Origin of the sequence: Bdellovibrio reynosensis, assembly GCF_022814725.1 — a bacterium.
Classification (GTDB): Bacteria; Bdellovibrionota; Bdellovibrionia; order Bdellovibrionales; family Bdellovibrionaceae; genus Bdellovibrio; species Bdellovibrio reynosensis.
Window position 1 is genome coordinate 3,064,203 of record NZ_CP093442.1, and the last position, 24,166, is coordinate 3,088,368.

Sequence of the window (24,166 nt, forward strand, 5' to 3'; positions counted from 1 at the left end):
CTTTGCAAAGTCTCGCAAATAAAAAATCATTTAATATCTGTGTCTCATTTTGATTCTAGTAAGACGGCAATGTTATTTGCGCCATTCGCTGATGGTCATAATAAAGCTCGACAGCAGCCGTTTCACTCGCGGTGGATCGTTTGCTGTAAATTTCTAATGGCAATTCTTTATCGTTGTACTTTAATGCTCGGGCTTGAAGCTTTCCCTCAGGATAAATAGGGTAAACCACAGTGTCTTTATGTGAGACACGGCTAAGACGGTTTTCTTCGTCATAGAAGAATTCGATCTTTTTGCCACCGGGTTTTGAGGCGCTGATCATGCGATCTTCTTGATCATAAGACAGGGCGTATTTAAGTTTATCTGCAACATGTCCTAAAGCGATTTGTTCGACTAAAACTGCAACCACCAAGTCACGGCTGGCACCTTGTTTGTAACTATAAGTACGTGCTTCAAATGGCGAACTTACTTTTACGATCTGACCTTTGTTATTTCTTTCAATCTTTGTAATCACGGTACCACGCGGACGGTGTTCAGTAACAGTGACGACATTACCATGGTCATCGTATTTATATTCTCTGCGAATTCCGCTTTCATCCACTTCGGCAGCAACGATGCGCCGATTATCTAATGAATAAGAATAGGCATAACTTCGTTCAATGATCACGCCACCGTCACATTTTTTAGAAATACTGACTGCATAGCGCGCAGGGGATTTCGTTGTATCTGTTTTATAATCATAATTTTCAGAACAGATATCTGTGCCTTTTAAACTTTTCACCCAGTCATTGCCATTGTAAGTGATATCGATACTTTTTTGCCCGGGCCAGGTGGCTTTAACAAGGTTGTGTTCAGTATCGTATTGATAAGTGTAGGTATTACCCCAGTAGTTCGTCGCACTGATTAAGTCATTATTTTTATAAGTGTAAGAGGCGATAACTTCCTTCATCGCTTTGTTACCGATCTTTTTGCTTAAGAACGTGATCTGCGTGATTCGCCCCTCATCATTGGTGTTAACCAAAGCTTTGCGCCCGTTGCCATCGGAGACTTCTTTAAGGTGCTTTTTTTCGTTATACTTTAATGAAACGTAGTCTAAGCCTTTTTTGATTTCAGTCAGTCTTCCGTTTTTATCAAAGACATCGACAGTTCCATCTTTATAGCTGCGCAAAAAATTAGAACCCTGCTTTACGATAGTACCATTGGCATCAGAATGTGACTTAAAGACAGAGCCCTTTTTTGAGTACTCAGTCTCTGCACCGTCCCCGCAATGTTTAACTAAAATTGATTCCTTATCAGCGATAAGTTTAGTTTCTAAATCAGAACACCAACCATAACCAAACCATCCGACATAAGTGGACCGACTGTTATAAGTTCTTTCAAGAGTGAGTTTTAGATCCAGGCCTTTACCTTGGTAATCAATCCAAGATTCCATAAACGATCCAGACGAAGAATCGACTAGGGCAGAAGCGTGAAAGGAAAAAACCAGTGCGGACAAAAACGTTAAGTGCCTGATCATGGGAACTCCCTATATAGAATATTATCTGTTTAGTTTGTGGTCCTGTAAAAGAAATTATTTTCGACTTGGACTGAGGTGCTAATATAAAATTGTATAAGGCAAGGACGGGTGAGTTTATGAAAATTCTAGTGGTTACTTTTATGCTATTGATTTTCCCGATTGCAGGTTTTGCTACGGATCCAAACTTGGATTCCTATAAACGCGCAGGGGAGTGTTTAGACCTTACTAAAAACAAAGACTGCGTTTACTGCCCCCAGCAAAAAAAGTTTATCAGTCTAGCACAAGACTCTAGACCGCAAAGTGCCCCTGCCCAACAGCAAGTCATTGAAGATGGCTCTGAAACAAAAGAAGGCAACAGATAATGAAAAATAAAACCCTCGTTATTTTGATGCTTTTAGTGTTAGTGGCATCTTTTACTGTCAATGACGCTCAAGGAATGGCGCGTGCTAAAAGCTTTTTTTCAGCCATCGGTACTAAGACGTCTAATCTGTTTGGAAAAGCTCGTTCCACTTTCACATCCTGTGCAAGTTGTTACAAAGGTTATGCAGGCAGAAAACCACCAGATAACAGCGAACTTCCACTATGGCATTATGTTGATCGTGGACCCGCATGGACTGAGATGACTTTAGCGGCGATTGACAGGGAAGGACTTACTGCCTTTAGCCCTAAGGATATGGAAGAGTACTGTCCTAACTGGAACAGTCTTACCAAGGATCAACGACGAACTTTCTGGTTGCAGTTTTCTGCCAAGCTTTGCGAAATTGAATCTGACTTTACGCCCACGGCGACTTACAGGGAAAAAAACGGGACTTTGAGTAACGGACTTTTCAGTATGTCCGTCGGTGATGAGTGCGGCATGATGCACGAACCGAAAGACACCTTTGATGAAAAAAAGAACATTGATTGCGCGATCCGAACCATGCGCTATAACTTGCAAAGAAACAATTACGTCTGCAAAGGTTTAGATAAAGGACTTTGTGCTTACTGGGGTCCCCTTCGCCCGGGACGTGATAGTGGAGCGAACTTAAAAGCCTACACGAAACAACTTCTGTACTGTCGCCGATAACAAAAAAGCGGCTTATTAAGCCGCTTTTCTGTTTTAATTATTCTCTTTTACCGCGTTTTCTTTTTCTTGCGCTGCTTTTTCTGCGGCGGCCTTATCGGCAGCTGCTTTATCTGCGGCTGCTTTATCTGCAGCGGCCTTATCGGCAGCCGCTTTATCAGCCGCCGCTTTCTTCGCCGCCGCTTCTGCCGCGGCTCTTTCTGCAGCTTGTTCTTCTTTTAAAGGAACTGCAGGTTTCCCAGTACAGACTGGAAGATTTCTTGTATACCGCAGGATGGCTGCTTTATTGGCCTTGGTCTGATTCACATAGTGCTTCGGATGATCATTGATAGGTTGCCACATAACCCCTAGGCCCTTGTTGTAATCACTACCAATGTATCCATTATTTGAAACAATGGACTTCATGCGGTTGATGGCGCAATCAATGTTTTTCTTGGGATCGCGACAATCATCATGGGTGCGAAGCCAAGGGCAGTTTCCCTTAGACATCTGAAATAGCCCGATGCTCATATCACCTGTAGAAGCACCCCTTGTTTCACGAAAGGAAAGATTGGTCTCAAATCCTGATTCGATTTCTGCAAGTTTTGAAGCAAATTGAAGCCAGAACTGTTCCCTTTGCGCAACGGATAGTTTATTCCAATTTGGACAGTAGTGTTGACCATCAATCGGATTCAGCTGCCCCAGGCCTTCTTTTTTTATCGCGGCCATGGTGTATTCTGTGTAACTAGCGCCACCCGGAGCATAATGCCATTGAGGCGCATTGGACCCTAGCTCAGGAGTTTCATATCTAGTTCGATTCGCAGTACACTGCGAACAACCCATCGTATTAAAACCTCTAGAAAACGGCGCGAACAGGGACTTAAAAAAGCTAGCTACTTTGCCTTCACCCATCGGCTTTTTAGACATCCCAGTAAGCGCAAGCAAACTGAAAGCAAGACACAGCCCAAGAAGGATTTTTTTATTCCAGCTTGGCATTAATTGACTCCCTCTTCAGTCACTTCTTCTTCGACTTCAAAACCTTCATCTGTTGGAGTCGCCTGTGTGGTATTCGTCGGCAAAGTAATTTTTAACTTTTTAAGAGGGCATTCGCCACAAGTGTTGTTATTCGAAATATCAGAGCATTCACCGGCGCGAAGATAGCTGTTAAGATTTGGATCTCCAGTACCAAATGAAATTGAAATATTGAAGAATACGAAGAGAAAAAATAAACTTCCACGCAACATAACAGACCGCCTCTTATAAACCATTTTAGATTAACACTTCAGTCTAAGTCGAAAAGTTTTTCTTTTACAGGACTATAAAACTAATTCGATACTAATATGGTGGAGTATTGATGAAAAACCTTTGTGTGAGTCTGTTTATTTTAGCATCTTCCATTACAGCGCAAGCCATGGTGGACACCTCATCAGGATCTTATATTCATTCCTGGATTGATTTTGAAAAGCCAGGTCTAGAACTTGCGATGAAACTTGAAAGAACCTATAACAGTCGTTCTAACCGTACCGGTTGGTTTGGTTATGGATGGTGTACGGATTTAGAAACTTCAATTGATGTCAGTGAAAATGGTGTCCACTTTGTCTATTGTGGCGCTGGCCGAGATGTCACTTTCCGCAAAAAAGGATCTAGTTTTGTAAGTAAAGATCCGTCAATGGGAGTCTTTACTAAAGAGGGTTCTACCTATATCAGAACTTTAAAAGATGGAACTCGAGAAAAGTATAACAACGGTGTGCTGACTGAAATTGCTAAAGGCGAAGTGAAACTTTTCTTCAAGTATCAAGAAAATGGCCTGCCAAAAGAAATCGTAGATAACGAGGGAAGAAAAGTAGTATTCACTACCCAAAAAGCATTTGTGACAAAAGCTGTTTTTGTTACGAAAAAGCAAGACGGAACGACGCCGTTAATAAATGATCTAGGAAAATACGAATACAAAGACGATCTTTTGGTGCGCACCGTGAATTCGTGGGGAAATGCTTACAGCTATGCCTATGACAAAGATAAAAACATGGTGAAAGCGGTGTGGCCGGGGAATCAAAAAGTCGAAATGACCTATAGCACTTCAAGCGATTGGATCACGGGTATTAAGGGCGATGGCATCTGTTCAGAAGTTTACGACTACAAACTAGACAGTTCAAAAACTCCGCCAAAGTATGCTGTTGTTGTGAAGAAGGTTTGTGTGAATAACACCACAATTGAAAAATCTTATAGTTATCAGTTTTCTGGGGATACACGACGAGTGATCGCCCATGAAAGTGATAACGAAGGAATTCAAAGACGTTACAAGTTTGACGACCAAGGAAACGTAATTGAAGTTACTGAAGAAAGACCTCGTGGAAGTGTGACGACAAAAGTTCAGCGAAATAACAAGGGGTTGATCAGTAAGGTAAGTAATTCGTTTGAAGCAAGAAGTTACGTTTATAAAACGGGTGGCAGCACAGATTTGACTGTGAAGGTTGTTAAAGAAATGCTAGCCTTCGGAAAGTCGGTGGGATCAGAAGAATATCTTTTCACCTATAACGAAAATGATCTGATGATCGGTGTGACTGGGCCTGATAAAGTTAAAGTCACTTATAAGTACGATGACAGAAATCGTTTAACACAAATCACAAAGAAAGATTTGGTTATTGATGTTCTTTATGAAGAGTCATCAGCAAGCCCCATTGTTCTTAAACTTGCCGGGCAAAAAGTTCCATTAAGCTTAAATCGTTTTACAGCCACAGCCCCACAAGTTGCGGCGTTAGAGTCGTACTATGACCATGCCCGAATGGCTGATCTATCAGTTCCTTATTATTAAATTAAGACGTCTAAAAATAAAAAAGCCGCGGTAGTACTGATCAGTGCCGCGGCTTTTTTTTTCTAAGTGCGAAAAAACTAGTTCACATAGTCTTTTGCATTGATCCCGTATTTTTCAATTTTACGAAGCAAAGTCTTTTTAGGAATGTTTGCATGCAATGCAGTTTGGTTGATTCTTCCTCTGAAAGTTTTAAGCGCCTTAATGATAAACTCTTTTTCAAAAGCCTCTTTTTGCGCGTTAAAGTCTAAATTTTCGCCAGAAAAACTAATAACCATATCGCCGTCAGCATCATCAGACTCTAGGGAGTCATCAGAATCAGAGCCGTCATCGTCAAGATCTGCATGGGCTTGAACCGCAGCATTTACGCCGGCAGATGCAATACTCTGAGCTGTTTCAAGCGGTTGAAGATCAATCAGATTTGTACCGGTAGCGATTAACAAAGCCTCAGGTAAAGACGCAATAGTGATGATGTTCGTCATCTCTAGAACAAAGGCATGTTCAATCACGTTTTCTAATTCACGGATATTGCCTGGCCAAGAATGCTTTTTAAGAACCGCCATGGCGTCAGCCGCGATACCGTTAATGCGTTTACCATGGGCCAGGTTGAATTTCTTAATAAAGATATTCACCATGTGTTCCATGTCGTCTTTACGTTCAGCCAAAGCGGGCAAGAATATAGGTACAACGTTCAAACGATAGAAAAGGTCTTCACGGAAAGCACCCGTTTTAATCATTTCTTCTAACGGGCGATTTGTCGCTGCAATAATTCTTACGTTAGTTGGGAATTCACGGTTGGAACCCACTGGCGTAAATAACTTTTCTTGAAGGACGCGTAAGATTTTAACTTGCATCAACTGCGGCATATCGCCGACTTCGTCCAAGAAAAGTGTTCCACCTTCAGCAAACTGAAATTTACCAATCTTGCGTTGATCAGCGCCTGTGAATGAGCCCTTTTCGTGGCCGAAAAGTTCAGATTCGAAAAGATTTTCCGGGATCGCTGAACAGTTGATCGCAACAAATTTTTCGTCTTTGCGAGCAGAATTATAGTGAATGGCTTTTGCAACTAACTCTTTACCTGTACCAGAAGCACCACGAATTAAAACCGGTGTTTCTACTTTCGCCAGACGGTGAATGATATTAAACACCTTCTGCATTTGTGACGTGTGACCGATAATTTTACGGCCTGCTTCAACCATCACTGGAGCGGATGCTGCGATATTTGAAATAAGATTGTGAGCATTAACGGCTTTATCAATCAGTTGCAGCAAATCTTCGCTGCTAACTGGTTTTTGCAAATAATTGTAAGCACCGTCTTTAACTGCTTGGATTGCATCGTTTAAGGTCGCGTGGGCTGTCATGATGATGACAATGATGCCGGGGTCGAACTCTTTAATTTGGCGAAGAGCTTCAAGTCCATTCATGCGCGGCATATCGACGTCTAAAATCACAACGTCATATTTTTTCTCGCCACCTTTAACTTTTTCCATGGCATTGACGCCATCGAAAGCTTCATCGACTTCGAAACGTTGGGTGACTGCCAATGCAGATTTCACCGAGAGTCTTAACCCCTGATCGTCATCAACAACCAAAACCTTAAGCATTTGTGCCCCCTTGCTCGATTGGTAGTTCTACCGTAAATGTCGAGCCATTGCCATGGGAAGATTCTACAAAGATGCGTCCTTCATGCAGTTCAGTAAAATACTTCGCTAAGTATAATCCCAAACCAGACCCTTTGATTGGCGAGCTTTTCACATTTTTGGAACGGAAGAATTTCATAAAAATATTTTGTAATTCGTCAGCAGGAATGCCCGGGCCCTGGTCGGCCACTTGCACGACGACCTTCGTATCAGACTCTTCGCTTGAAACTAGAATCTTAGTGTCTTCAGGGCTGTATTTAATCGCGTTCTCCACTAGGTTCGAGAACACTTGCTTCATCAGATCCGAGTCGACAGGAACTGGGAACAAAGGTTCAAGTTCAGAAACGATTTGAATGCGTTTTACTTTTGCTAAGAATTCATGCTTACGAATGACTTCTTGAAGCAACGAATTGATATCCTTGCTTTGCAAATTCAGTTGGACACCTTGGCTTTCGATACGGCCATAATTCAAGATAGCATTAATAAACTTTAATAGATCATCGGATGAATGTTTTATCGTATCAACGGCTTCACGCTGTTGCGTGCTTAAGGCCACCGAGTCTTTTAAGATCATATCCGTCATTCCTTGAATGCGCGCAATCGGCGTTTTTAAGTCATGGGACATCATCGAAATAAAATTCGTTTTTAATTCTTCGACTTGGCTAAGCAATTTATTTTTTTGATAGTATTCCCAACTGCGGCGGTTTTCGACAATCAAACGGTAAGGAATAAAGAAGTAATAACAAAGGAAGATAGCCAGTAATGGAGCTGCCTGACCGATCCATAAATTCGCGGTCCAAAACAGCGCAACCGAAGCCAAGATAAAACCAACAACAGTTCCGCCTAAAGTTAAAATGCCTTTAGCAGGACTCATCGTAAGAACAACATGAACAGTGAAAACCGACACAAGCCAGATAATTAAAAAATTAATCCATTTAGGAATAGGGGTCGGAGCCGCATTTTTAATAATCGTATCGATCATGTTCGCATGCATCTCTGAAGTAGTCATGGCCATCACTTCACGGGAATACGGCGTAAGAATATAATCTTGATTGCTCTGACCGGTATCATTACCAATGATAACGACTTTATTTTTAAATTTGCCAGTGGGCGACTGGTTTAAAATGTCGCCAGCAGAAATGCGTGGGTAAGTTCCGGGACGGTTGAAGTTGATGAAGACTTGGCTAGAACGGGCAAATTCAAATTGGCCTGAAATTTTGTCTAAAGATTTAACTTCAGGATTGAAGGCGGCTGCGGCCTCTGCATGAAACAAGGGCTGATCCTGATATGAAACCAGCATCCTGCGAGTCACGCCATCTTTCGCATTCACTTTTAAATCAGCAGTGCGTGGAGCCGAAACAATTTTAACATTATTGTAGGGAGCAGCTAATGAAAGTCCCTCTTGATCGCCTTTCAAAGGCAAGTCGTCGCTTGTGACAGCCAGGCTTGGGACAGATTCAAGAATGCGGGCTAGATTTTTTTTCTCAATTGGTGTCCCAGGAATTTCTGTCAGGGCCACATTCAGCATAATATATTTCGGTTGATCCTTAGCGACCGCGCTGACGATCTTGCCAAGAACATTCAAGTCTAAGTTCGTCTTAAGATTTTCGACACTTTTTTGGTCGTAAAGAACAAGCTCGATATTTTCAGAAACTTCTTCAGCCGGTGCAAAGCGCACACGCAGATCGTACAAGTAGGATTCAAGGTAATCTAAATTTGTCTGTGAAATTAAGAAAGCAAAGACAGAGGCAAAAAGAACCCGCAGCAACAGCATGGCAAGCTGTCGACGTTGACCGAAAGATGAAATGTTCTCTCCAAGGGAGGGAGGAAGAGACATTGGGTTCTCGCTTTTTTAAAAAGTAATTTGGGACTACGTACCTAATGGAGGACAGTCTTTAGGACCTTGAGCAATGCCCACAGGTTGAGTCTTCTTAGGAGTTACTTTTTTAATGTGTTTGTCTGACATAATATTCACCCTTTCAAGCCTCTACTATGTTCATAATACAACACAGTTAGGCTAATCAAGTATCTTGTTCTTTCACAAAAGCTAATATGTTTTCTGTGTTTGTTCCCCGTAAGGGTTTTATGAACAAACATACAACCGCCACCGCATAAATAACGAGCCCAGCAGGTTTGGCAGTTGTTCTTTTCAATCAACGGACTTTGCAATTCTGCGAGTTTGTCAGAATCGATGTCTTGAGCTAATCCCACTTGATTGTTTTTCTGTCCCACATCCAGGGGACAAGCGAAAATCTTATTGTTTGAATCAATGCTTAATAAGGATTTGCCAGAACCACAGTGATTCTCGGTTCTTTGTTGTTCATCTAAAGCGTTAAAGTAGCCATCAAAGAGGCTAATTTTACGTAGCTCTGCCTCGCCACCGCGGGAATAAGCAAGTTCCGCAACGCGGGCCATTTCATTCATAAAGATGCTGTTGGCAGAAGGATCGGCCTCAGTAATATCAAAAGTAAATTCAAAGGCATTCACCGGGAATTCCGAAAAAAAGCGATAAGCCTTTTCGACTTCTAAGTTTTTCTTACTAAAAACGGCATGAATCAGAATTTTTCCCAGGTCGGACTGACGGGATAAAAGTTTTTCTAAGCCCGCTAACGCAGCCTTAGAAGAGCCCTCGCCATTTTTCTGCGGACGCGCCTTATCCTGGTTTTCTGGCGGACCATCGATACTTACAGTGATGTTGGCTTGAATCGAGGTTAAAATCTCAAGGCATTTATCGTTAATTAACGTACCGTTAGTAATAACATTGAAATTAGTTTTAATGCCTTTTGCAGCACCGACAGTTTTAGCATGGTCAGCAATCGCCTTCAGTGCATCTGGGTACAACAACGGTTCACCACCCAGAAAAGTAATTGTGAAGCTAGAATTCCCACCTAGTTTATTTAAAAAGAACTCGATCTGTGGCAACGTTTTTTCAACAGTGATCTTAGTGACTGGATCCCCGTAAGTGCCGTCGCCGCCGGCCGCGCAATAAGTGCAATGAAGGTTGCACAGTTGGGTGACGTTTAAAGTAATGCTAGTTACGGACGAGCCGAAATTGCGAGTAGCTACAGAAGAGCTATTTTCTAAGTCCCATCCTTCAAGTGAAGAATAGGCTTCAGCATTCACTCCTTTTTCAGACGAAAGCATGTTCATCACAAAGCCATTATCAAAAGTGGTCGGCGCCATGGAGGCCCAGACCTCTTCCGAAACGGAAGCTACTTCCAGATTGCGCGCATGGAAAGCCACGGGCGCATTGGCTCCGTTTTTTATGGCTATAATGTCTTTATGTCTGCGCAATTGCATGAACGGTTTCCCTTCGTCACCATTTCCTATGAGTCCAACACCTTTTCTGCAATAGATGGGCCAAAAGCACACTTTAAAATTGCATATAACCTCTAGTAAAATCAGCTATTTAGATCAGGCGACCCAGTGGCGGAACTCACGGTCCTGGGGTCAAAATGTAACTACTACAGGACTAAAAAAGATTTAAACAATGCGTAACAACTGGCTAAAATCAAAATCAATCAGGGGAAAAGATGTTCATTCGTTTAGCTGTTATCGTTGTTGTTTGCTTTGGATTGTCTGGGTTACTTACCAATTTAAGGCTGCCGACTTTTGAATCTTTCTTCCTAGATCGAAAGCAAATGATAGCTAGCTTTCTAGGCGCAAAACCCAGTTTTAACGATATTCAAATTTTAGATGTCACTGCGCTTAAGACTGAAACGGCTGAAGGCTTAAAGATACCTGCATCTAAACTTTTAGATGTGATTGAAACTATCTCGCAGACCCCATTTAAAGCGATGATCTTAAGCGTTTCACCTGAAGAAGTGCAGTTCGATATTTCTGAACAGGAACTTTCAAAGCGTTTATCAAATATTTCTAAACTTTATTTATTTTCTAATTCCACTATTTTTAAGAACACCACTTTTGATTTTCATAAAAGGTTTGAACGTTATCCTGAGCCTTTATTCTTGCATCTGACCTATGATGCAAAAATCGATTTAGTTTCACGAAGGATCATTACTTATTTTGATTTAGAATATAAAAACGCCAACCCTGATTTTGCGGTGATCGATAGAATGTTCGGCCGAGCACAATCGCCAGAAAAATTTCATTTTGATTTTCCTTATCAAGGAACATCCCAGGTATTTATGAAAGTTTGGAATCCGGGAAACTTTTCCGAACTTGCCATCGACCCTGGTGGGGTTTCGGCTGAAAAGTTAGAACAAATAAAAGACAAAGTCGTCATTCTAGGTACGAGTGGAATTTATTCCGTCAATTCCACACCAAGAATCGCTTCTTCGGCTGAAGAGTACGTCCCGGTTTCCCATCTTTTAGCTACTTATCTGACGAATTTGCGAAGCGGCGAATACGTAAAAACACCACCACCAAAAGCGAACTGGTTGTGGATGGGAATTGCGCTTTTCTGCTTGTTAAGCAGCTTGACCTTGTTCCCTGTAAGGGCGGCTTTTGCCGCTAGTACTTTTATAATTTTCGCCTATGTAATTTTAGGACTGATGGTCTTTAGGACGGCGTCGTTAAACTTAGACACGGGCAAAGTGCTTCTTTTGGGTTTTGTCGGACAATACGCCATTTTATCGACGCGGTTTTTTAGAATGGTTCGCAGGTTGGATAAAGAAAACTTTCAGCGCGAAAAACAAGCAACCGAAGAAAGATTGCGCAGTCGAATTTTGGTCCGCGCCGCAACTATGGAATCCACGATGCGCACCTTAGGGAAAATGGCCCACGACATCCGCAGCCCCTTGATGGCCTTACATGTGGCGCATTCTTTATTAAAGAACCAAGTTAATCCAGAGCTTCGGGACTTAATCAGCAATTCTATTTCACGCATTAACGGGATAGCGGAAGACCTGCTGAAAAAATACAAGTCAAAAAGTGGCGATGCCAAAGATACCGAAACTTTTTTAGGACCGGTGGTGAACGAGCTTATCGATTCATATATCCACGTTCACCCGCAAGCGAAATTTACGGTGAACGTTCCATCAGAAATTGAAGTCAATTGGGGCGCAGCCTCTATCCAGCGTTCTTTTTCAAACCTACTTAATAACTCTTTAGAAGCGTGTTATGCCAATAACATCAAACCAGAAATCGAAATCCTGGCCGCAAAAGTTGATGCAAAAATTAGGATCGATTTTAAAGATAATGGTCCTGGGGTTTCAGAAAAAAACATCCCAAAACTTTTTCTAGAAGGTAGCACTTTTGGCAAAGAACAGGGGACAGGGTTAGGGTTGTTCCAAGTTAAAAAAGATTTAGAATTCTTCGGTGGAACCATTACTTACCAAAAGCAACAAGGTGCCTGCTTTACGATTCTTATTCCTGCAGCCCGTGATCCGGTGAAATTTATGATTAGTTCCGCAGTGATACTGGTGCAAAACACAGAAAATAATGGGGAGTTAAAAAGAAAGCTAGAAGCCAGCGGAGCCGATGTAAAATATTTTAATGACGTTTCTAAGGCTAGCGACTTTATAAAGAAAGAAAAATTCATTGAACCGATTACGGTAATAAGTGACTTGATGTTTTCCACTGCAGAAGAAACCGGATTTGATGTTTTAGATGCCTGCGACAATAAGCCGATTTTCAAGATGGTACTTTGTACGTCACTCGTCGACAGTGCAGAAATTCAAGACCTAGCCAATAAAAAAGGCGCTAGCTTGGTTAGCAGCGCCTTTATGGAAACCGTGGTTATTAGCTTACGCAAATAATTACATCAATGGTGCAGGACGAACGGTGGCTTTAAACTCGCCATCTTCGTCTGTGTACAAACGTAAATCAAAAGAACGATTATTGATGATGTTTTGGATATACATCAAAGAACGGTATAATTTTTCTTCAGCAAAGCTGCCGTAATAGTGAGTGATTTGCGGCACACCTTTACCAGAAAGAACCATTTCATATCTTAACAATTTAGGACGTTGTTCCTCTGATAGGAATGACATCAAGAAACCAATGCCTCTTTCTTTCCAAATTGGAAGTTGCTGCAAATCTTCGAAGGCTTCAAATTTTTGTTCAGCCGTCGTTTTCACATCGACGATCACTGCTAATTTCACACCCACTCTGCGAATATCGCCCGTGAATGCCGCAGTCCAATTTAAGATATAATCAATAGGTGAATTGCCACCAACCAGTGGGCGCGAACGTGGACGACCTTTTAGTTCAATATACTTTTCAAACAACGCCGAAATTTGTTTCGGTGTCATGTGCGGTAAAGCGTTAAGAGCTTCAGGGTTGAAGAACACTTCTTGCTTAAAGTAACCATTGACGATTTTCCCGTTTGAAAAATCCCAGCTGTTCCAAGCGATCTTATTAAATTCTTGGTGGCCGATAGTGTCACGAACTAGGCGTTGGATTTCTTTGAAATCCTTTTCGCTTAAGTCGCGCATTTTCATTTCGGCACTGGAAGTTAAAGTCACGAAGCGCACTGGATTCCAGTTTTCATCAGACGTGTACATTAAGTTTGAAGTCACTAAAGTTTCTTCGCCGAAGAGTCCAAAAAGGATCTTTGTTTTTTTATAACGAGATAAAGTGTCTAAAAGGAATTTTTGTTCCTGGTCTTTTTTATCATAGCTTAGAACTTTGTTTTCCCCATAAGCTCTGCCGGCTTCAAATTTCCAGAAAGTTAATCCTACTTTTAAACGTGCATCTTTTAAGAAACCTTCAGAAGAGCCCTTAAAAACGCGGTCAATACGACGTTCTGATGGTGGAAGAGCCGCATCAGCCATAGCGATAAGCTCTACATCCGTTAGATCGGTAAGAAGCTCTCGGGTCAGATCGTTTCTAGAAAGTGTTGGGTTTGCTACTTTAATATCTTTTAGAAGAACTTTCTTATGCATCAGGTGGTCATAAGCAAGTGCTGCTGCTGGATCGTTCAGATCAAACACATAATCAAGCATGATAACGTCGTGCTTGCCTTTACCTGCGCGCAAATCAAGCGGCGTTAGGTTTAACCACTTTTCAATGCGATTATCTATTAGCGAGAAGCCAAGAACTTCAAGATCATCAAGCTTTACACCCGCGCCAGCGCCCACTCCTTTACCGCGAACGGCGATAAGTTTTACGCGCATTTTATTATCAGGCATTCTGAAAAGGTGAACCATGAATTCACCAGAAACATAAGCATGGGTAGAAACGCCTGCATCGAATTGGCCTTGAAGCAAATCGTGGCTTAATGAAACCACGAAAGACAAACGGCCCTGGAACGCTACGAAGTCACCAGGAACTAAACGTTCAATGGCTTTTTTTGCAGTGAACGGCAAGTTACGTGGTGTGTACGGAAGAGACAATAAAGATTCTTTTTGCGATTTAAATTGGCGCGCAAAAATGATTTCTGAATTTTTCTCTAGCTTCATTCCTACCGGAGAATCCAAGGCCTCAATGAAGTCCCCTGGATTTAAACCGAAGTTCAAAATGTATTTATCTATACGAGTGTAATAGCCTTCGACATAAGAAGGTTCAGATTCAATTTTATAACGAAGTGAAGTCGACAACCCTGCAAGAATGTCAGCATTCACCAAAGTAACGGTGCCACTGATTTCTTGTTTGGCGACTTCATTTTTTATTGTTTCCCACATGTTAGCAGGTTGAAGTGCATCCCATCCGGCCTGTGCTGGTTGGTTAGCGAAGAGTGAAAGACTTGACGCCATCATTAGTGCCAAGAAGCTTTTTTTGAACATCATGATAAATCCCTTTCATTGCGTTCCATCTAAACTTCGACTTTGCCGAAGCCGGTTCTGCTCGCAAGGTGGACCATTAAGGCAGATTAATGTGGGTTTGACAACTAAGCGGTGCGCATTAAATTTTCCTGCACCGTCGGCTTTAGATGGAACAGTATTTCTCCAGGAAAAATCGGTAAATACGATCTAGAAAACTAGAAAAGCATTGTTCCCTTAGAAGCGCAGTGTTCAGATAAATGTATGAAGATTAAGTTCATACTTAATAAAGAAGAATATGAAGTCGAAGGTGAAGAGGGGCGATCCATCCTGGATATTGCTTTAATTAATAAACTTTCTCCGCCTTATTCATGCATGGATGGGCACTGCGGAACCTGTGAAGCCAAGGTTTTGCAGGGCCAGACCTCTGAAGACAAAGAGGGCAGTCAAACAGTTCGCACTTGCCAAGCTATACCATCGTCCGAATATGTAGTTATCGCCTATGATAAAGGGCCTAACTAAATAATATGTATTTGATTCGTGTTTCTAAACACTGCATCCTATTTTTATATGTCGCTTCAAATAAAATTCTGGGGAGTTCGTGGTTCATTACCCTCGGCCCCACCACCAATAGATTGGACTTACCACATCGAGGGAGTTCTTAGAAACTTCTTCTCTAGTGGTTACCGTGATCCTTCACAAATTTCCAAGTACATTCAAGGAATCGAAGTTCCTCTTTTAGGTGGTTATGGAGCAGCCACTACCTGTGTGGAAATCAACAGTCCTAAATCCCAATTGATCGTTGATGGTGGTAGCGGCATTCGTAATTTAAGCGAAAGAATTATGACTGGCACCACGGGCAGAGCAAAAGGCCCTTTTCACATTTTCATGACTCACTTTCATTGGGACCATGTGATTGGTTTGCCATTTTTTACGCCTCATTTTATTCCCGGTTGTGAAGTGCATTACTATGCCGTGCAACCGGAACTAGAGTCATTAATTCGCGGCATTTTCAAACAACCTTATTTCCCGGTACCGTTTGAAGCTTTGAAGGCAAAAATCGTGTTCCATGTTTTGGAACCGCGCAAGCCTTATAAAATTGATGATCTTACGATCACTCCTTATAAATTAGATCATCCAGATCCTTGCTGGGGATTGAAAGTGGAATCCGGCGGTAAAGCTTACGCTCACTGCGTGGATACAGAGGGAACTCGTGTGACGCGTGAAGAGTTGGGTGAAGATCTTCCGCTTTATCAAGATATCGACCTTATGTATTTCGATGCGCAGTACACGTTGCCTGAACTAGCTGAAAAAGCAAACTGGGGTCACAGTGCTGCCCAAGTTGGTTTGGATATCGCCATTCGTGAAGGGATTAAGAAAGTAATCTTTGCCCATCACGATCCGGGTGCTCGCATTGAGCAAGTTTTGGAATTAAAGCGCCAAACTCGCGAATACTATGAATCGCGTTCGAGAGCACACAAAAATGACATCCTTTGGGATTTCGCCCACGAAGGCTTAGAAATCACAATCTAAAATCCGTCAGGTATTTTTTCGCTATCAACAACGAGCTCCACTTCGGTGGGGTCGTTTTCGTTTAAAGCATTCAAAGACTTTAAAGTCTCTTCATCTAAAAGAATCTTTTTAGTGTTTTCAGGCCATGGGAAATCATCTGCAGGAAAGCGCGTTCCGATTTTTTTCATGAACTGCGACCACACCGGCACAGCGCCACTTCCGCCAGTGAGTTTGTGGGGAAGATTGTTGTCATAGCCGACCCACACCACACTGGTTAGGTAAGGTGTGAAGCCTGCAAACCAAGCATCTTTATTGTCGCTGGTTGTTCCAGTTTTTCCTGCTGCTGGATTAACAAAACCACTCAGTGTAATTCCTCTGGCAGTTCCTGAAAGAACCGTCTGTTTCATCATACTGACAAGGCTTGATACCGCGGCAGGATCCACCGTTGCTTGGGGTGAGATGACGTGGACAAAGACTTCATTTCCGTCGGAATTCAAAGCTCTTCTTACGAAAGATAGATTTTGCTTTTGTCCTAAATTCGCTAGGGTCACATAACTTTGCAGAACCTCTTTTGGATACATTTCAAAGGCGCCCAAACTCATAGAGGGGACTGCTTGCAAAGCCGAAGTTACACCCATCGTGTGAGTCACATCGATGATGTTTCCTAAACCCACGTCGATAGCTAAGGAAGCGGTCGCTGCATTTAAAGAGTTTTTTAAAGCATAGAACATCGGAACAGTGCCGAAATATTTTTTGCCATAGTTATCTGGCGACCAAGATTGACCTTCGTATTTGTGCGTGACCTTTTCATCTCTTACCAAAGTCACTGGGTTATAGGGTTCGCCTTCAGGTGTATTATTTAGTAGGGCAGTTAAAAACACGAAAGGTTTCATGATCGAGCCGACTTGGCGGTGACCGTCGATAGCGCGGTTGAATTGAGTCATACGGTAATTTCGACCACCCACTACGACACTGACTAATCCAGTGGCGTTATTAGCAACTAGAACGCTGCCCTCTAATGAATTGCCTTTTTCTTTTAGGCCTTTGATGTACTTGTTATTTTTTTCCAAGTTTTCTAGATGTTGGCGAAGTGATTCTTGCGCCACATCTTGGGCTTCTAAATCTAAGGCTGTGAAAATTTTAAGCCCTTCAGGATTAATGCCTTTTTCTAAAAGTTGTTTTCTTACGGCATCAAGATAATAAGGCGCGGTTTCTGAAGCCAAAGTTCTTGGAGATTGCGGTAAAGCTGCTGTGCTCGCATTCGCGAATTCCTCGGCTGTGATGAAATTTAGCCCCTGCATCTTTTCAAGAACTAGATTTCTACGGCGAGTGGCATTTTCCGGTTTTTTAAACGGATTGTGCAAACCTGGGCTATTCACGATGGCTGCTAACAAAGCACACTCGCTTAGATTTAAATCAGCAACGTCTTTATTGAAGTAATACTTAGAAGCAGAACCATATCCACGGACTTGAAAGGCACCGTTCTGGCCCATGTAAATGACGTTTAAGTAAGTTTCAAAGATTTGATCCTTAGAAAAACGTGACTCCAAAAGAATCGACATCACAAATTCTTGGAATTTTCGTTTTAAGGTTCTTTCAGGTGTTAAAAAATAGTTCTTAACAAGTTGCTGAGTAATCGTGCTGCCGCCTTGGGCTTTGCGACCGGCAGCGATATTTTTAACTAACGCTCTAAAGATCCCTTTGTAGCTGACTCCGCCATGTTCAAGGAAGCTTGAATCTTCAATGGCCATGATCGCATTAAGGCAGATTGGTGGAACTTCGCCCAATGCCACTGTTCTTTGCATCAGTGGTTCATTGCCAATGTATTGTGCAAGTAAAGGCGCTTCAATTGTGGCTTCAGGAACTGTGACAAAAGGAAAGCCTTTAAAAACTTGGGATACGGTGTTGTCTTTTTGGATGATTAGAATCTGGATAGAGCTATCAACATCTTGAACCGGAGTATCTAACGTCACCCAACCAATACAAGCTTCTTGGTTTTCATCTAGTCCCACTTGGATTCGCGCCGCGCATTCTTCGCGTCCAGCAATAAAATAATCCCCGGGAAGAATGCGTTGATCATAGTCACGACGACGGTAATTTTGTCGTTGCAGCTGTCTTTCTACGTCTGAAATTTTCAGCAAACTCTTTGCATAAAAAGTTACAGGTGCGGCGTAAAATTCTGTCGGCACGATGAACTTTTTTGATTCAAGTTTTTCAGAAAGTTCCCTCTCTAAGGCAAAGTACGAATAGACGCCAACGCCTAGGCCAGAGATGATTACAAGCGTCAGAAGGATTGTAAAAGCAATTAAAATAGTCTTTAATCGTGGTCGCAACATATACATTAAGAGTAGTACGAAACTCTCTCTGAAGCAAATGAGCCTCTCTATATTTTGCAAAGCTCGTTTTGAAGAAAGGATTGGTTGTGGCAAAGAAGAAAACTTCTGCTAAAAAAGCCAATGTTAAGAAAGCCCCTAAAAAGGCTGTGTCAAAAAAATCTCCAAAAAAAGTAACTAAAAAAACTAAAACGGTGAAAAAAGCGGTAGCTAAAAAAGCTGCAGCAAAAAAAGCCGTTTCAAAAAGCACAGCGAAGGTTGCTAAAAAGCCGGTTGCTAAAAAAGCCGCTGTGAAAGCTCCTGCGAAAAAAGCAGCAGTGAAAAAAGCTTCGGCAAAAGCGGTGACTCCAAAGAAAGCAGCGTCAGCAAAAACAGCGATGAAAGTTCCTGGCCATTTAGCATTCAATGCTTCGGCCGCAAAACCGGCTAAAACTTTAGATCTTAGCGGTTTTGTAACTCCATTGGATGATCGTTTGATGGTGCAAGTTTCTGGTACTGAAAAAATGACGGCGGGTGGTTTGTACATCCCGGATACTGTTTCTGATGTGTCTGGGAACCTTGAAGGTTATGTGGTTGCTGTGGGCCGCGGTCATATGAATAAAAAAGGCCATATCCTAGCTATGGATGTTGTCGTTGGCGACCGCGTGGTGTTTTCTGAATACGCGGGTTCTAAAATCAAAATTCAAAATGAAGATCTAATCATCCTTCGCGAGTCGGATGTCTTGGGCGTTGTTACCAAATAAAGGGATTTTAAATGTTTAAGAAGAACTTAGTTAAAGTATTGGGTTTGGCATTGACGGTATTTGCTAGCAGTGCGCAAGCCATGACACTTGATTGGACTGGTGGATATCGCTTCGAATGGACGGAAGTAGACCGCCCAACATTAGGGACACCTGGGGAACGCAAAGCTTATGGTTTAAACTCTTTGTACCTAAGCCCAAAAATTATTGCTGCTGATGGTGTGAATGTTGTTTCTCGTTTTGATTTGCTGACTAACACTTCTTACGAAGGCTCACAGCTAGGTGAAATTTGGGGATTAAACAATCACACCACTGGTTCAAAAGCTGTTTCTAATAATCAAGGAACTACAAGCATTCAAACTAGTCATTTATACCTAAATGTAAATCAAGAGTATGGGGCTTTGATCGTAGGACGTGCTCCTTTTGAATTTGGTTTAGGGTTAACTTATAGTGCAGGTAAAGGGGCCTTCGATCACTGGTATGATAGCCGTGACATGGTTGCCTACAAAATTGTTGTCGGCGACTGGTTCTTTATGCCGGTGTTAAGCCGCAAACAATCTGGATCTGGTTTTGGCCAAGGTAAGACTATTTCATCAACTGGATTCCAACTTCAGTATGAAAGCGAAGAAAATAAATCAACAATCGGTGTATTTCAGGAAAATATCCGTGGGGCTCAGTCAGCCCTTGATTACAGTGCTGATCAAATCACTGCTTACGGTGGTGTTGGTGCTGTGGCAACCTCTGATCTTAACATCCAACGAACTAACTTCGTTTTAGGTCGCGGTTTTGATTCTTTTGGTTTTAAAGTCGAGGCAGGTTTTCAAACTGGCGAAACGGGAATTTCAAATGGCACAGAAGATATCAGCGTAAATGGTTATGGTATCGCTGCTGAATTCTATATCCCGAAATTAGAATCTAAATGGGATTGGTCTTTGAAAGCCGGCATGGCCACTGGAGATGATGCTGAATCCACTGAGTTTGGTGGTTACGCATTTAATAAAAATTATGATGTGGCGATGTTGATGTTCAATCATCGATTGGGCCAGCATGACTTCTTAAACACGAATGTTGGACGCTCAAATTCTAATCTTACTGTCGGAAACTCCGCTGATGATGAATCCATCAGCAACGCGATCTACATCGCTCCTTCAGCAAACTATGTTTGGAATGAACGCTTCGATGTTCGCAACACTTTGGTGTACGGACAATTATTGAACAGCGTAAAAAACTCAGTTGATTCCACAAAAGATCTAGGTCTAGAATGGGATATCGAGTTGATTTACAAACCATCTGAAAAAATTCAGTGGGTGAATCAGCTAGGACTTCTTTTCCCTGGCAGCGCTTGGAAAAACGGTGCTGAAGGTTTGGGAAGTGACTTTACATATGGATTTGCATCTAAAGCCGCCATCAGCTTTTGATTACGACGTGATTGCAACTTGTACGACAGCTTGATGACTACTTGATTCTTCTTGTTTGGTGGTGAGCAGGGCCCGGGGGGCGAAAGTCCCCCGGGATTTTTTTTGCCTAAAAACAGGTGTTAAGAGTCGTGCGGCAATTTTTATCAAATAGATTATGATGAAAGAGTCTTCGTTTCCTAGCCAGGAAGGTAGGGGGATGCAATGAAATCACAAATCGTCTTATTTTTAATGCCCGTTTTTTTCGTCCTTAATTCTTTTGCTGAAGAAAATGCCCCCAATGAAGCCCCGTGGGTGGAAGTCGTGAATCAGTTTGTAGTTGCTGAAACGATGACCCTCGCTGAATTATCGAATAAAAAAAACACCCCGGAATATTCTGAAGTTCGCGTGCAAATTCTTAGTTCTGGGGCGCGAATTCAAAGGGCGGAAGTGGTTAACTTTAGCCGCATGTCTATGCCCATCTGGCAAGTTGAAGGGGATTATAGTGCGGGTATGGAGCGAGCAGATAGGTTTCCTTTAATGCGAGTTCGTACGATCCGTATGTACTTAACCACCCTGCAGCCATTTGAGGTAGTGCAGATAAAAGTGATGATGCGATAAAAATAAAAAACGGGCCCAGCATGGACCCGTGGAGGAAACTTTCAATTTTTATCTTAGAACTATTTGCCGAAAACTTTGCGGATTTTAGTTCTCATATCTTTTGATGCGTCGGAAATCGCAGTCATTTCTCCGAAAGTGATATTCACGTTATCTTTAGGGATGTTTACTGACGACGTTGTTTGGCCATCTAAACGAGTCCCTGTTCTTGTGTTCACTAGAACAGAGTCACTACTGCGGCCTGGGTTTGCAAGGCGAGTTCCATACCCAGATCCTAAGTCGTAAGCGCCTGCTACAAGCGAAGAAGGTGTTTTGCCAGTTGCTGCATATTCGTAAAGGAATTGGTTCATGCTACGTCTGATTTCAGATGCGTAGTTGCCCCAAGTGTCGCCAAAAATATCGCGGTCAGAGGCAGATAAGAATCCTGATCTGCGTGCATCAGACATACCTTCTACTGAACTTTGATTCAATCCTTTAAGGATTTCGTTTAAGTAGTAATTTCTGCCGTCAGCTTCTTGGTGCAATAAAAGTCTTTCACGTGGGTCCGTTTGGCGACTTGATTGAACGATAGTGCGCTGTACTTGTAACGCCTCTTCGTCAACGATTTCCGTTTGGATCTTGAAAAGACGTTTTCTTACATCTTTATATTTTGACGGAATTTTACCGTGAAGCTCTTTTACTAACTCAAGAGTTTCTTCAAGAACTTCTGAAGCATCTCTTGATTCGTCTTCTTCATCATAATAGTCCCATGATGAACCACGGATTTTTGATTTAAGATTTTTCATGGCAATTCTGTGGGAATCATGCATTTCATTTTTGATGAGCTTTTCGATTTCATCTTTGAAGAAATCCATTGCTTCAGCTTCAGAAATGTCTTCTTTATCTTTTTTCAAAGCATCTAAGAATTTTGGAGTTAAGCATTGAAGTTTTTCAGCATCTTCATCGTGCTTTTCGCATTTCTCTGAAATTTTTTCTAGGATCTCAGTTTTATCGTCTTTCTTGTCCTTTTTGTCTTTCTTGGTTTCTTTTTTTGCAGTCGTAGTTTCAGCGACAAGTGCTTTAGCTACTAACACATTAAGATCATCAACATTTTGTAGGCTTGTAGAATTTAACTGGATAGAACGTGTTTCACACGTGTCGCAGATTTTACCTTCAGTAAGTTGTTTGATTCGCGCGGTAACTTTATCATTTTCATCTACTTTAAAGTATGTCACTGCCAGAACGCCGTCTGCAGTTGCCAATTTAGTTTCAACAGATTCCACAGATGCGAAATCGGCAGAAGCCACTTTGTCATAAGAATTAAAAGACACATTAAAGCCTAAAACAGCTAGTAAAGCTGTCGTCATAACCCATTGTTTTTTAGGGTAAGTGAAATTCATAAAGTCCTCCTGGTTATAGGGAACATCCCGTCCCTTTTTTCTACTTATTACTAAAGCGAGGGACGAGCCAACCGGGCCCTGTTTGTAGTGGGCATCTAAGCCGCTAAAATTATTAAGACTTCTCATGTTGAGATGAGGGTGGCTGGAACCCCTGACTGTCAAAGATCTGGTGTCTCAGCCTGGGAATGCATTAAAGCCTGGGAATTTTAATGACTTAGCACCGACGGCGATCCTTTTTAAAAACACCAAAAAAACGACCAATTTGGGCACCATTTAAATGCTATCTTGCCTATTTAATGGGATTCATTCATAACCTCCCTCGATGAAGTTTCATTTTCCCCGCAGTCCAAAACCACCTGAAATTAGTGAATCCGATTGGAACAATTGGACGTGGCAGCTTCGTCATTCCTTAAAGACCCAGGAAGATTTTGAAAGTGTTTTTGCATTATCGGCCGATGAAAAAGCGGCTTTTCAAGGTGGTAAGGAATTATTTAATATTCGCACGACACCTTATTACGCAAGTTTGGCCCAAGACGGTGGAAGCTCTATTCGCCAAATACTGATGCCTCATAAATTTGAAATCGAAGAGGGCAGTCAGCAGATGCTGGATCCTTTGGGTGAAAAGCGCAATAACCCTGCACCAAGAATTATTCATCGTTATTCAGACCGCGCCCTTTTTTTAGTGACCGATATTTGCAGTGTTTATTGCCGTTTCTGCACACGCAAGCATTTCACGGGACAAGAGCAAGCTTTTATCAAAAATGAGGAATATGAAAAGGCCCTGGCTTATATCAAATCTCATCCGGGCATTCGTGAAGTGATTCTTTCTGGCGGCGACCCGCTGACTATCAGCGATGCGCAGTTAGATCGTGTACTCAGTGACCTTCGCCGTATTGACCATGTGGAAATCATTCGTATAGGCAGTCGCATGCCGGTGGTGTGCCCAATGCGTGTGACAGATGATTTGGTGAAGATATTAAAAAAGAATAAGCCCGTTTTTTTGATGTCACACTTTAATCACCCTAACGAACTGACGGCGGAAGCAGCAGAGGCCTTAGAAAAGTTTGTCGATAACGGAGTGCCGGTAATGAATCAGATGGTGCTATTAAACGGCATCAACAATCATCCCGCACTTATCCAAGCTTTAAACCGCAGACTTTTATATTTGCGTGTAAAGCCGTACTACATGTTCCAATGCGATCCTTCGATGGGCACCGACCATTTACGCACATCGATTGAAGACTCTTTAGAAATTCAAAAAGAACTATGGGGCCATCTATCGGGTTTAGCGATGCCAAATCTTTCAGTCGATATTCCAAATGGTGGTGGCAAAACTTATCTCGTTCCTAACTTCGAAACGAAGCAGGAGGGAAGAGTGAGGCATTATTTAGGCTGGGACGGGGTGGAAGCTCAGTACGTCAGCCCTGCACCTGAGAAAATAAAAAAGCCCGATATCTCGGGCTTTGAAAAAGAATGGTCTGATCTAAAAAACAGTAAACGTTAAAAGTGCCTGCGGGCAGTT

Annotated in this window: 19 protein-coding genes; 10 read left to right on the forward strand and 9 right to left on the reverse strand. The window is 42.1% G+C overall.

Going from position 1 to position 24,166, the window contains the following annotated elements:
- Window positions 1–55 precede the first annotated feature (55 nt).
- Complete coding sequence (locus MNR06_RS14445; protein WP_407933186.1) at window positions 56–1,513, reverse strand: DUF6531 domain-containing protein; 1,458 nt, start codon at window positions 1,511–1,513, stop codon at window positions 56–58.
- A 116-nt stretch (window positions 1,514–1,629) separates the two neighbouring features.
- Here MNR06_RS14445 and MNR06_RS14450 point away from each other — a divergent pair, with 116 nt between their 5' ends.
- Both MNR06_RS14450 and MNR06_RS14455 read left to right on the forward strand, forming a co-directional pair.
- Complete coding sequence (locus MNR06_RS14450) at window positions 1,630–1,875, forward strand: hypothetical protein (protein ID WP_243537081.1); 246 nt, start codon at window positions 1,630–1,632, stop codon at window positions 1,873–1,875.
- Window positions 1,875–2,579, forward strand: a complete 705-nt coding sequence (locus tag MNR06_RS14455; protein ID WP_243537082.1) for a hypothetical protein — start codon at window positions 1,875–1,877, stop codon at window positions 2,577–2,579. The genes MNR06_RS14450 and MNR06_RS14455 overlap by 1 nt, the downstream gene beginning before the upstream one ends.
- Window positions 2,580–2,612: 33 nt before the next feature.
- Here MNR06_RS14455 and MNR06_RS14460 read toward each other — a convergent pair whose 3' ends face one another.
- Together MNR06_RS14460 and MNR06_RS14465 are read right to left on the reverse strand one after the other, a co-directional pair.
- Window positions 2,613–3,551, reverse strand: coding sequence for a transglycosylase SLT domain-containing protein (locus tag MNR06_RS14460; protein ID WP_243537083.1), 939 nt, complete (start codon window positions 3,549–3,551; stop codon window positions 2,613–2,615).
- Complete coding sequence (locus MNR06_RS14465; protein ID WP_243537084.1) at window positions 3,551–3,799, reverse strand: hypothetical protein; 249 nt, start codon at window positions 3,797–3,799, stop codon at window positions 3,551–3,553. The genes MNR06_RS14460 and MNR06_RS14465 overlap by 1 nt, the downstream gene beginning before the upstream one ends.
- A gap of 110 nt (window positions 3,800–3,909) precedes the next feature.
- On the opposite strand from MNR06_RS14465, the gene MNR06_RS14470 reads away from it, so the two are divergent.
- Window positions 3,910–5,367: an RHS repeat domain-containing protein gene (locus MNR06_RS14470; RefSeq protein WP_243537086.1), complete on the forward strand. Its 1,458-nt coding sequence runs from the start codon at window positions 3,910–3,912 to the stop codon at window positions 5,365–5,367.
- 77 nt (window positions 5,368–5,444) lie between these two features.
- Here the strand turns inward: MNR06_RS14470 and MNR06_RS14475 are convergent, their stop codons facing one another.
- The 3 genes from MNR06_RS14475 to MNR06_RS14485 form a co-directional block, all read right to left on the reverse strand.
- Window positions 5,445–6,968, reverse strand: a complete 1,524-nt coding sequence (locus MNR06_RS14475; RefSeq protein WP_243537088.1) for a sigma-54-dependent transcriptional regulator — start codon at window positions 6,966–6,968, stop codon at window positions 5,445–5,447.
- Window positions 6,961–8,841, reverse strand: a complete 1,881-nt coding sequence (locus MNR06_RS14480) for a CHASE2 and HATPase_c domain-containing protein (protein WP_243537090.1) — start codon at window positions 8,839–8,841, stop codon at window positions 6,961–6,963. The genes MNR06_RS14475 and MNR06_RS14480 overlap by 8 nt, the downstream gene beginning before the upstream one ends.
- 134 nt (window positions 8,842–8,975) lie before the next feature.
- The gene (locus tag MNR06_RS14485; protein ID WP_243537092.1) at window positions 8,976–10,304 is read right to left on the reverse strand and encodes a radical SAM/SPASM domain-containing protein; all 1,329 of its coding nucleotides are present in this window, start codon (window positions 10,302–10,304) and stop codon (window positions 8,976–8,978) included.
- 233 nt (window positions 10,305–10,537) lie between these two features.
- Between MNR06_RS14485 and MNR06_RS14490 the strand changes: the two genes are divergently transcribed.
- Entirely contained in the window at window positions 10,538–12,724 is a 2,187-nt protein-coding gene (locus MNR06_RS14490; RefSeq protein ID WP_243537093.1) for an ATP-binding protein, read from the forward strand.
- Here the strand turns inward: MNR06_RS14490 and MNR06_RS14495 are convergent, their stop codons facing one another.
- Window positions 12,725–14,695: a hypothetical protein gene (locus tag MNR06_RS14495; RefSeq protein ID WP_243537095.1), complete on the reverse strand. Its 1,971-nt coding sequence runs from the start codon at window positions 14,693–14,695 to the stop codon at window positions 12,725–12,727.
- A gap of 237 nt (window positions 14,696–14,932) precedes the next feature.
- Here MNR06_RS14495 and MNR06_RS14500 point away from each other — a divergent pair, with 237 nt between their 5' ends.
- Both MNR06_RS14500 and MNR06_RS14505 read left to right on the forward strand, forming a co-directional pair.
- The gene (locus MNR06_RS14500) at window positions 14,933–15,190 is read left to right on the forward strand and encodes a 2Fe-2S iron-sulfur cluster-binding protein (RefSeq protein WP_243537098.1); all 258 of its coding nucleotides are present in this window, start codon (window positions 14,933–14,935) and stop codon (window positions 15,188–15,190) included.
- 48 nt (window positions 15,191–15,238) lie between these two features.
- The gene (locus tag MNR06_RS14505) at window positions 15,239–16,201 is read left to right on the forward strand and encodes an MBL fold metallo-hydrolase (RefSeq protein WP_243537102.1); all 963 of its coding nucleotides are present in this window, start codon (window positions 15,239–15,241) and stop codon (window positions 16,199–16,201) included.
- Here MNR06_RS14505 and MNR06_RS14510 read toward each other — a convergent pair.
- Window positions 16,198–18,516 carry a transglycosylase domain-containing protein gene (locus MNR06_RS14510; RefSeq protein ID WP_243537103.1) on the reverse strand — a complete coding sequence of 773 codons (2,319 nt, stop codon included), beginning with the start codon at window positions 18,514–18,516 and terminating at the stop codon, window positions 16,198–16,200. The two genes, MNR06_RS14505 and MNR06_RS14510, sit on opposite strands and share 4 nt — an antisense overlap.
- Before the next feature lie 86 nt (window positions 18,517–18,602).
- On the opposite strand from MNR06_RS14510, the gene MNR06_RS14515 reads away from it, so the two are divergent.
- The 3 genes from MNR06_RS14515 to MNR06_RS14525 all read left to right on the forward strand — a co-directional run bounded on the left by MNR06_RS14515 (window position 18,603) and on the right by MNR06_RS14525 (window position 21,268).
- Window positions 18,603–19,256 (forward strand): co-chaperone GroES, encoded by a 654-nt coding sequence (locus MNR06_RS14515; RefSeq protein ID WP_243537104.1) that lies wholly within the window; start codon window positions 18,603–18,605, stop codon window positions 19,254–19,256.
- An 11-nt stretch (window positions 19,257–19,267) separates the two neighbouring features.
- Window positions 19,268–20,671, forward strand: coding sequence for a hypothetical protein (locus MNR06_RS14520; protein ID WP_243537105.1), 1,404 nt, complete (start codon window positions 19,268–19,270; stop codon window positions 20,669–20,671).
- A gap of 201 nt (window positions 20,672–20,872) precedes the next feature.
- Window positions 20,873–21,268 carry a hypothetical protein gene (locus MNR06_RS14525; RefSeq protein WP_243537108.1) on the forward strand — a complete coding sequence of 132 codons (396 nt, stop codon included), beginning with the start codon at window positions 20,873–20,875 and terminating at the stop codon, window positions 21,266–21,268.
- Window positions 21,269–21,327: 59 nt separating this feature from the next.
- Here MNR06_RS14525 and MNR06_RS14530 read toward each other — a convergent pair whose 3' ends face one another.
- The gene (locus MNR06_RS14530; protein WP_243537109.1) at window positions 21,328–22,644 is read right to left on the reverse strand and encodes a hypothetical protein; all 1,317 of its coding nucleotides are present in this window, start codon (window positions 22,642–22,644) and stop codon (window positions 21,328–21,330) included.
- A 322-nt stretch (window positions 22,645–22,966) separates the two neighbouring features.
- Here MNR06_RS14530 and MNR06_RS14535 point away from each other — a divergent pair, with 322 nt between their 5' ends.
- A complete protein-coding gene (locus MNR06_RS14535) occupies window positions 22,967–24,148 on the forward strand; it encodes a KamA family radical SAM protein (protein ID WP_243537110.1) in 1,182 nt (393 codons plus the stop codon).
- The last annotated feature ends 18 nt before the right edge of the window (window positions 24,149–24,166 follow it).

Bases quoted from the DNA above. Each gene is read 5' to 3' on its own strand.
- MNR06_RS14445 (WP_407933186.1), bottom strand. From the start codon at position 1,513: ATGATCAGGCACTTAACGTTTTTGTCCGCACTGGTTTTTTCCTTTCAC.
- MNR06_RS14450 (WP_243537081.1), top strand. From the start codon at position 1,630: ATGAAAATTCTAGTGGTTACTTTTATGCTATTGATTTTCCCGATTGCA.
- MNR06_RS14455 (WP_243537082.1), top strand. From the start codon at position 1,875: ATGAAAAATAAAACCCTCGTTATTTTGATGCTTTTAGTGTTAGTGGCA.
- MNR06_RS14460 (WP_243537083.1), bottom strand. From the start codon at position 3,551: ATGCCAAGCTGGAATAAAAAAATCCTTCTTGGGCTGTGTCTTGCTTTC.
- MNR06_RS14465 (WP_243537084.1), bottom strand. From the start codon at position 3,799: ATGTTGCGTGGAAGTTTATTTTTTCTCTTCGTATTCTTCAATATTTCA.
- MNR06_RS14470 (WP_243537086.1), top strand. From the start codon at position 3,910: ATGAAAAACCTTTGTGTGAGTCTGTTTATTTTAGCATCTTCCATTACA.
- MNR06_RS14475 (WP_243537088.1), bottom strand. From the start codon at position 6,968: ATGCTTAAGGTTTTGGTTGTTGATGACGATCAGGGGTTAAGACTCTCG.
- MNR06_RS14480 (WP_243537090.1), bottom strand. From the start codon at position 8,841: ATGTCTCTTCCTCCCTCCCTTGGAGAGAACATTTCATCTTTCGGTCAA.
- MNR06_RS14485 (WP_243537092.1), bottom strand. From the start codon at position 10,304: ATGCAATTGCGCAGACATAAAGACATTATAGCCATAAAAAACGGAGCC.
- MNR06_RS14490 (WP_243537093.1), top strand. From the start codon at position 10,538: ATGTTCATTCGTTTAGCTGTTATCGTTGTTGTTTGCTTTGGATTGTCT.
- MNR06_RS14495 (WP_243537095.1), bottom strand. From the start codon at position 14,695: ATGATGTTCAAAAAAAGCTTCTTGGCACTAATGATGGCGTCAAGTCTT.
- MNR06_RS14500 (WP_243537098.1), top strand. From the start codon at position 14,933: ATGAAGATTAAGTTCATACTTAATAAAGAAGAATATGAAGTCGAAGGT.
- MNR06_RS14505 (WP_243537102.1), top strand. From the start codon at position 15,239: ATGTCGCTTCAAATAAAATTCTGGGGAGTTCGTGGTTCATTACCCTCG.
- MNR06_RS14510 (WP_243537103.1), bottom strand. From the start codon at position 18,516: ATGTTGCGACCACGATTAAAGACTATTTTAATTGCTTTTACAATCCTT.
- MNR06_RS14520 (WP_243537105.1), top strand. From the start codon at position 19,268: ATGTTTAAGAAGAACTTAGTTAAAGTATTGGGTTTGGCATTGACGGTA.
- MNR06_RS14525 (WP_243537108.1), top strand. From the start codon at position 20,873: ATGAAATCACAAATCGTCTTATTTTTAATGCCCGTTTTTTTCGTCCTT.
- MNR06_RS14530 (WP_243537109.1), bottom strand. From the start codon at position 22,644: ATGAATTTCACTTACCCTAAAAAACAATGGGTTATGACGACAGCTTTA.
- MNR06_RS14535 (WP_243537110.1), top strand. From the start codon at position 22,967: ATGAAGTTTCATTTTCCCCGCAGTCCAAAACCACCTGAAATTAGTGAA.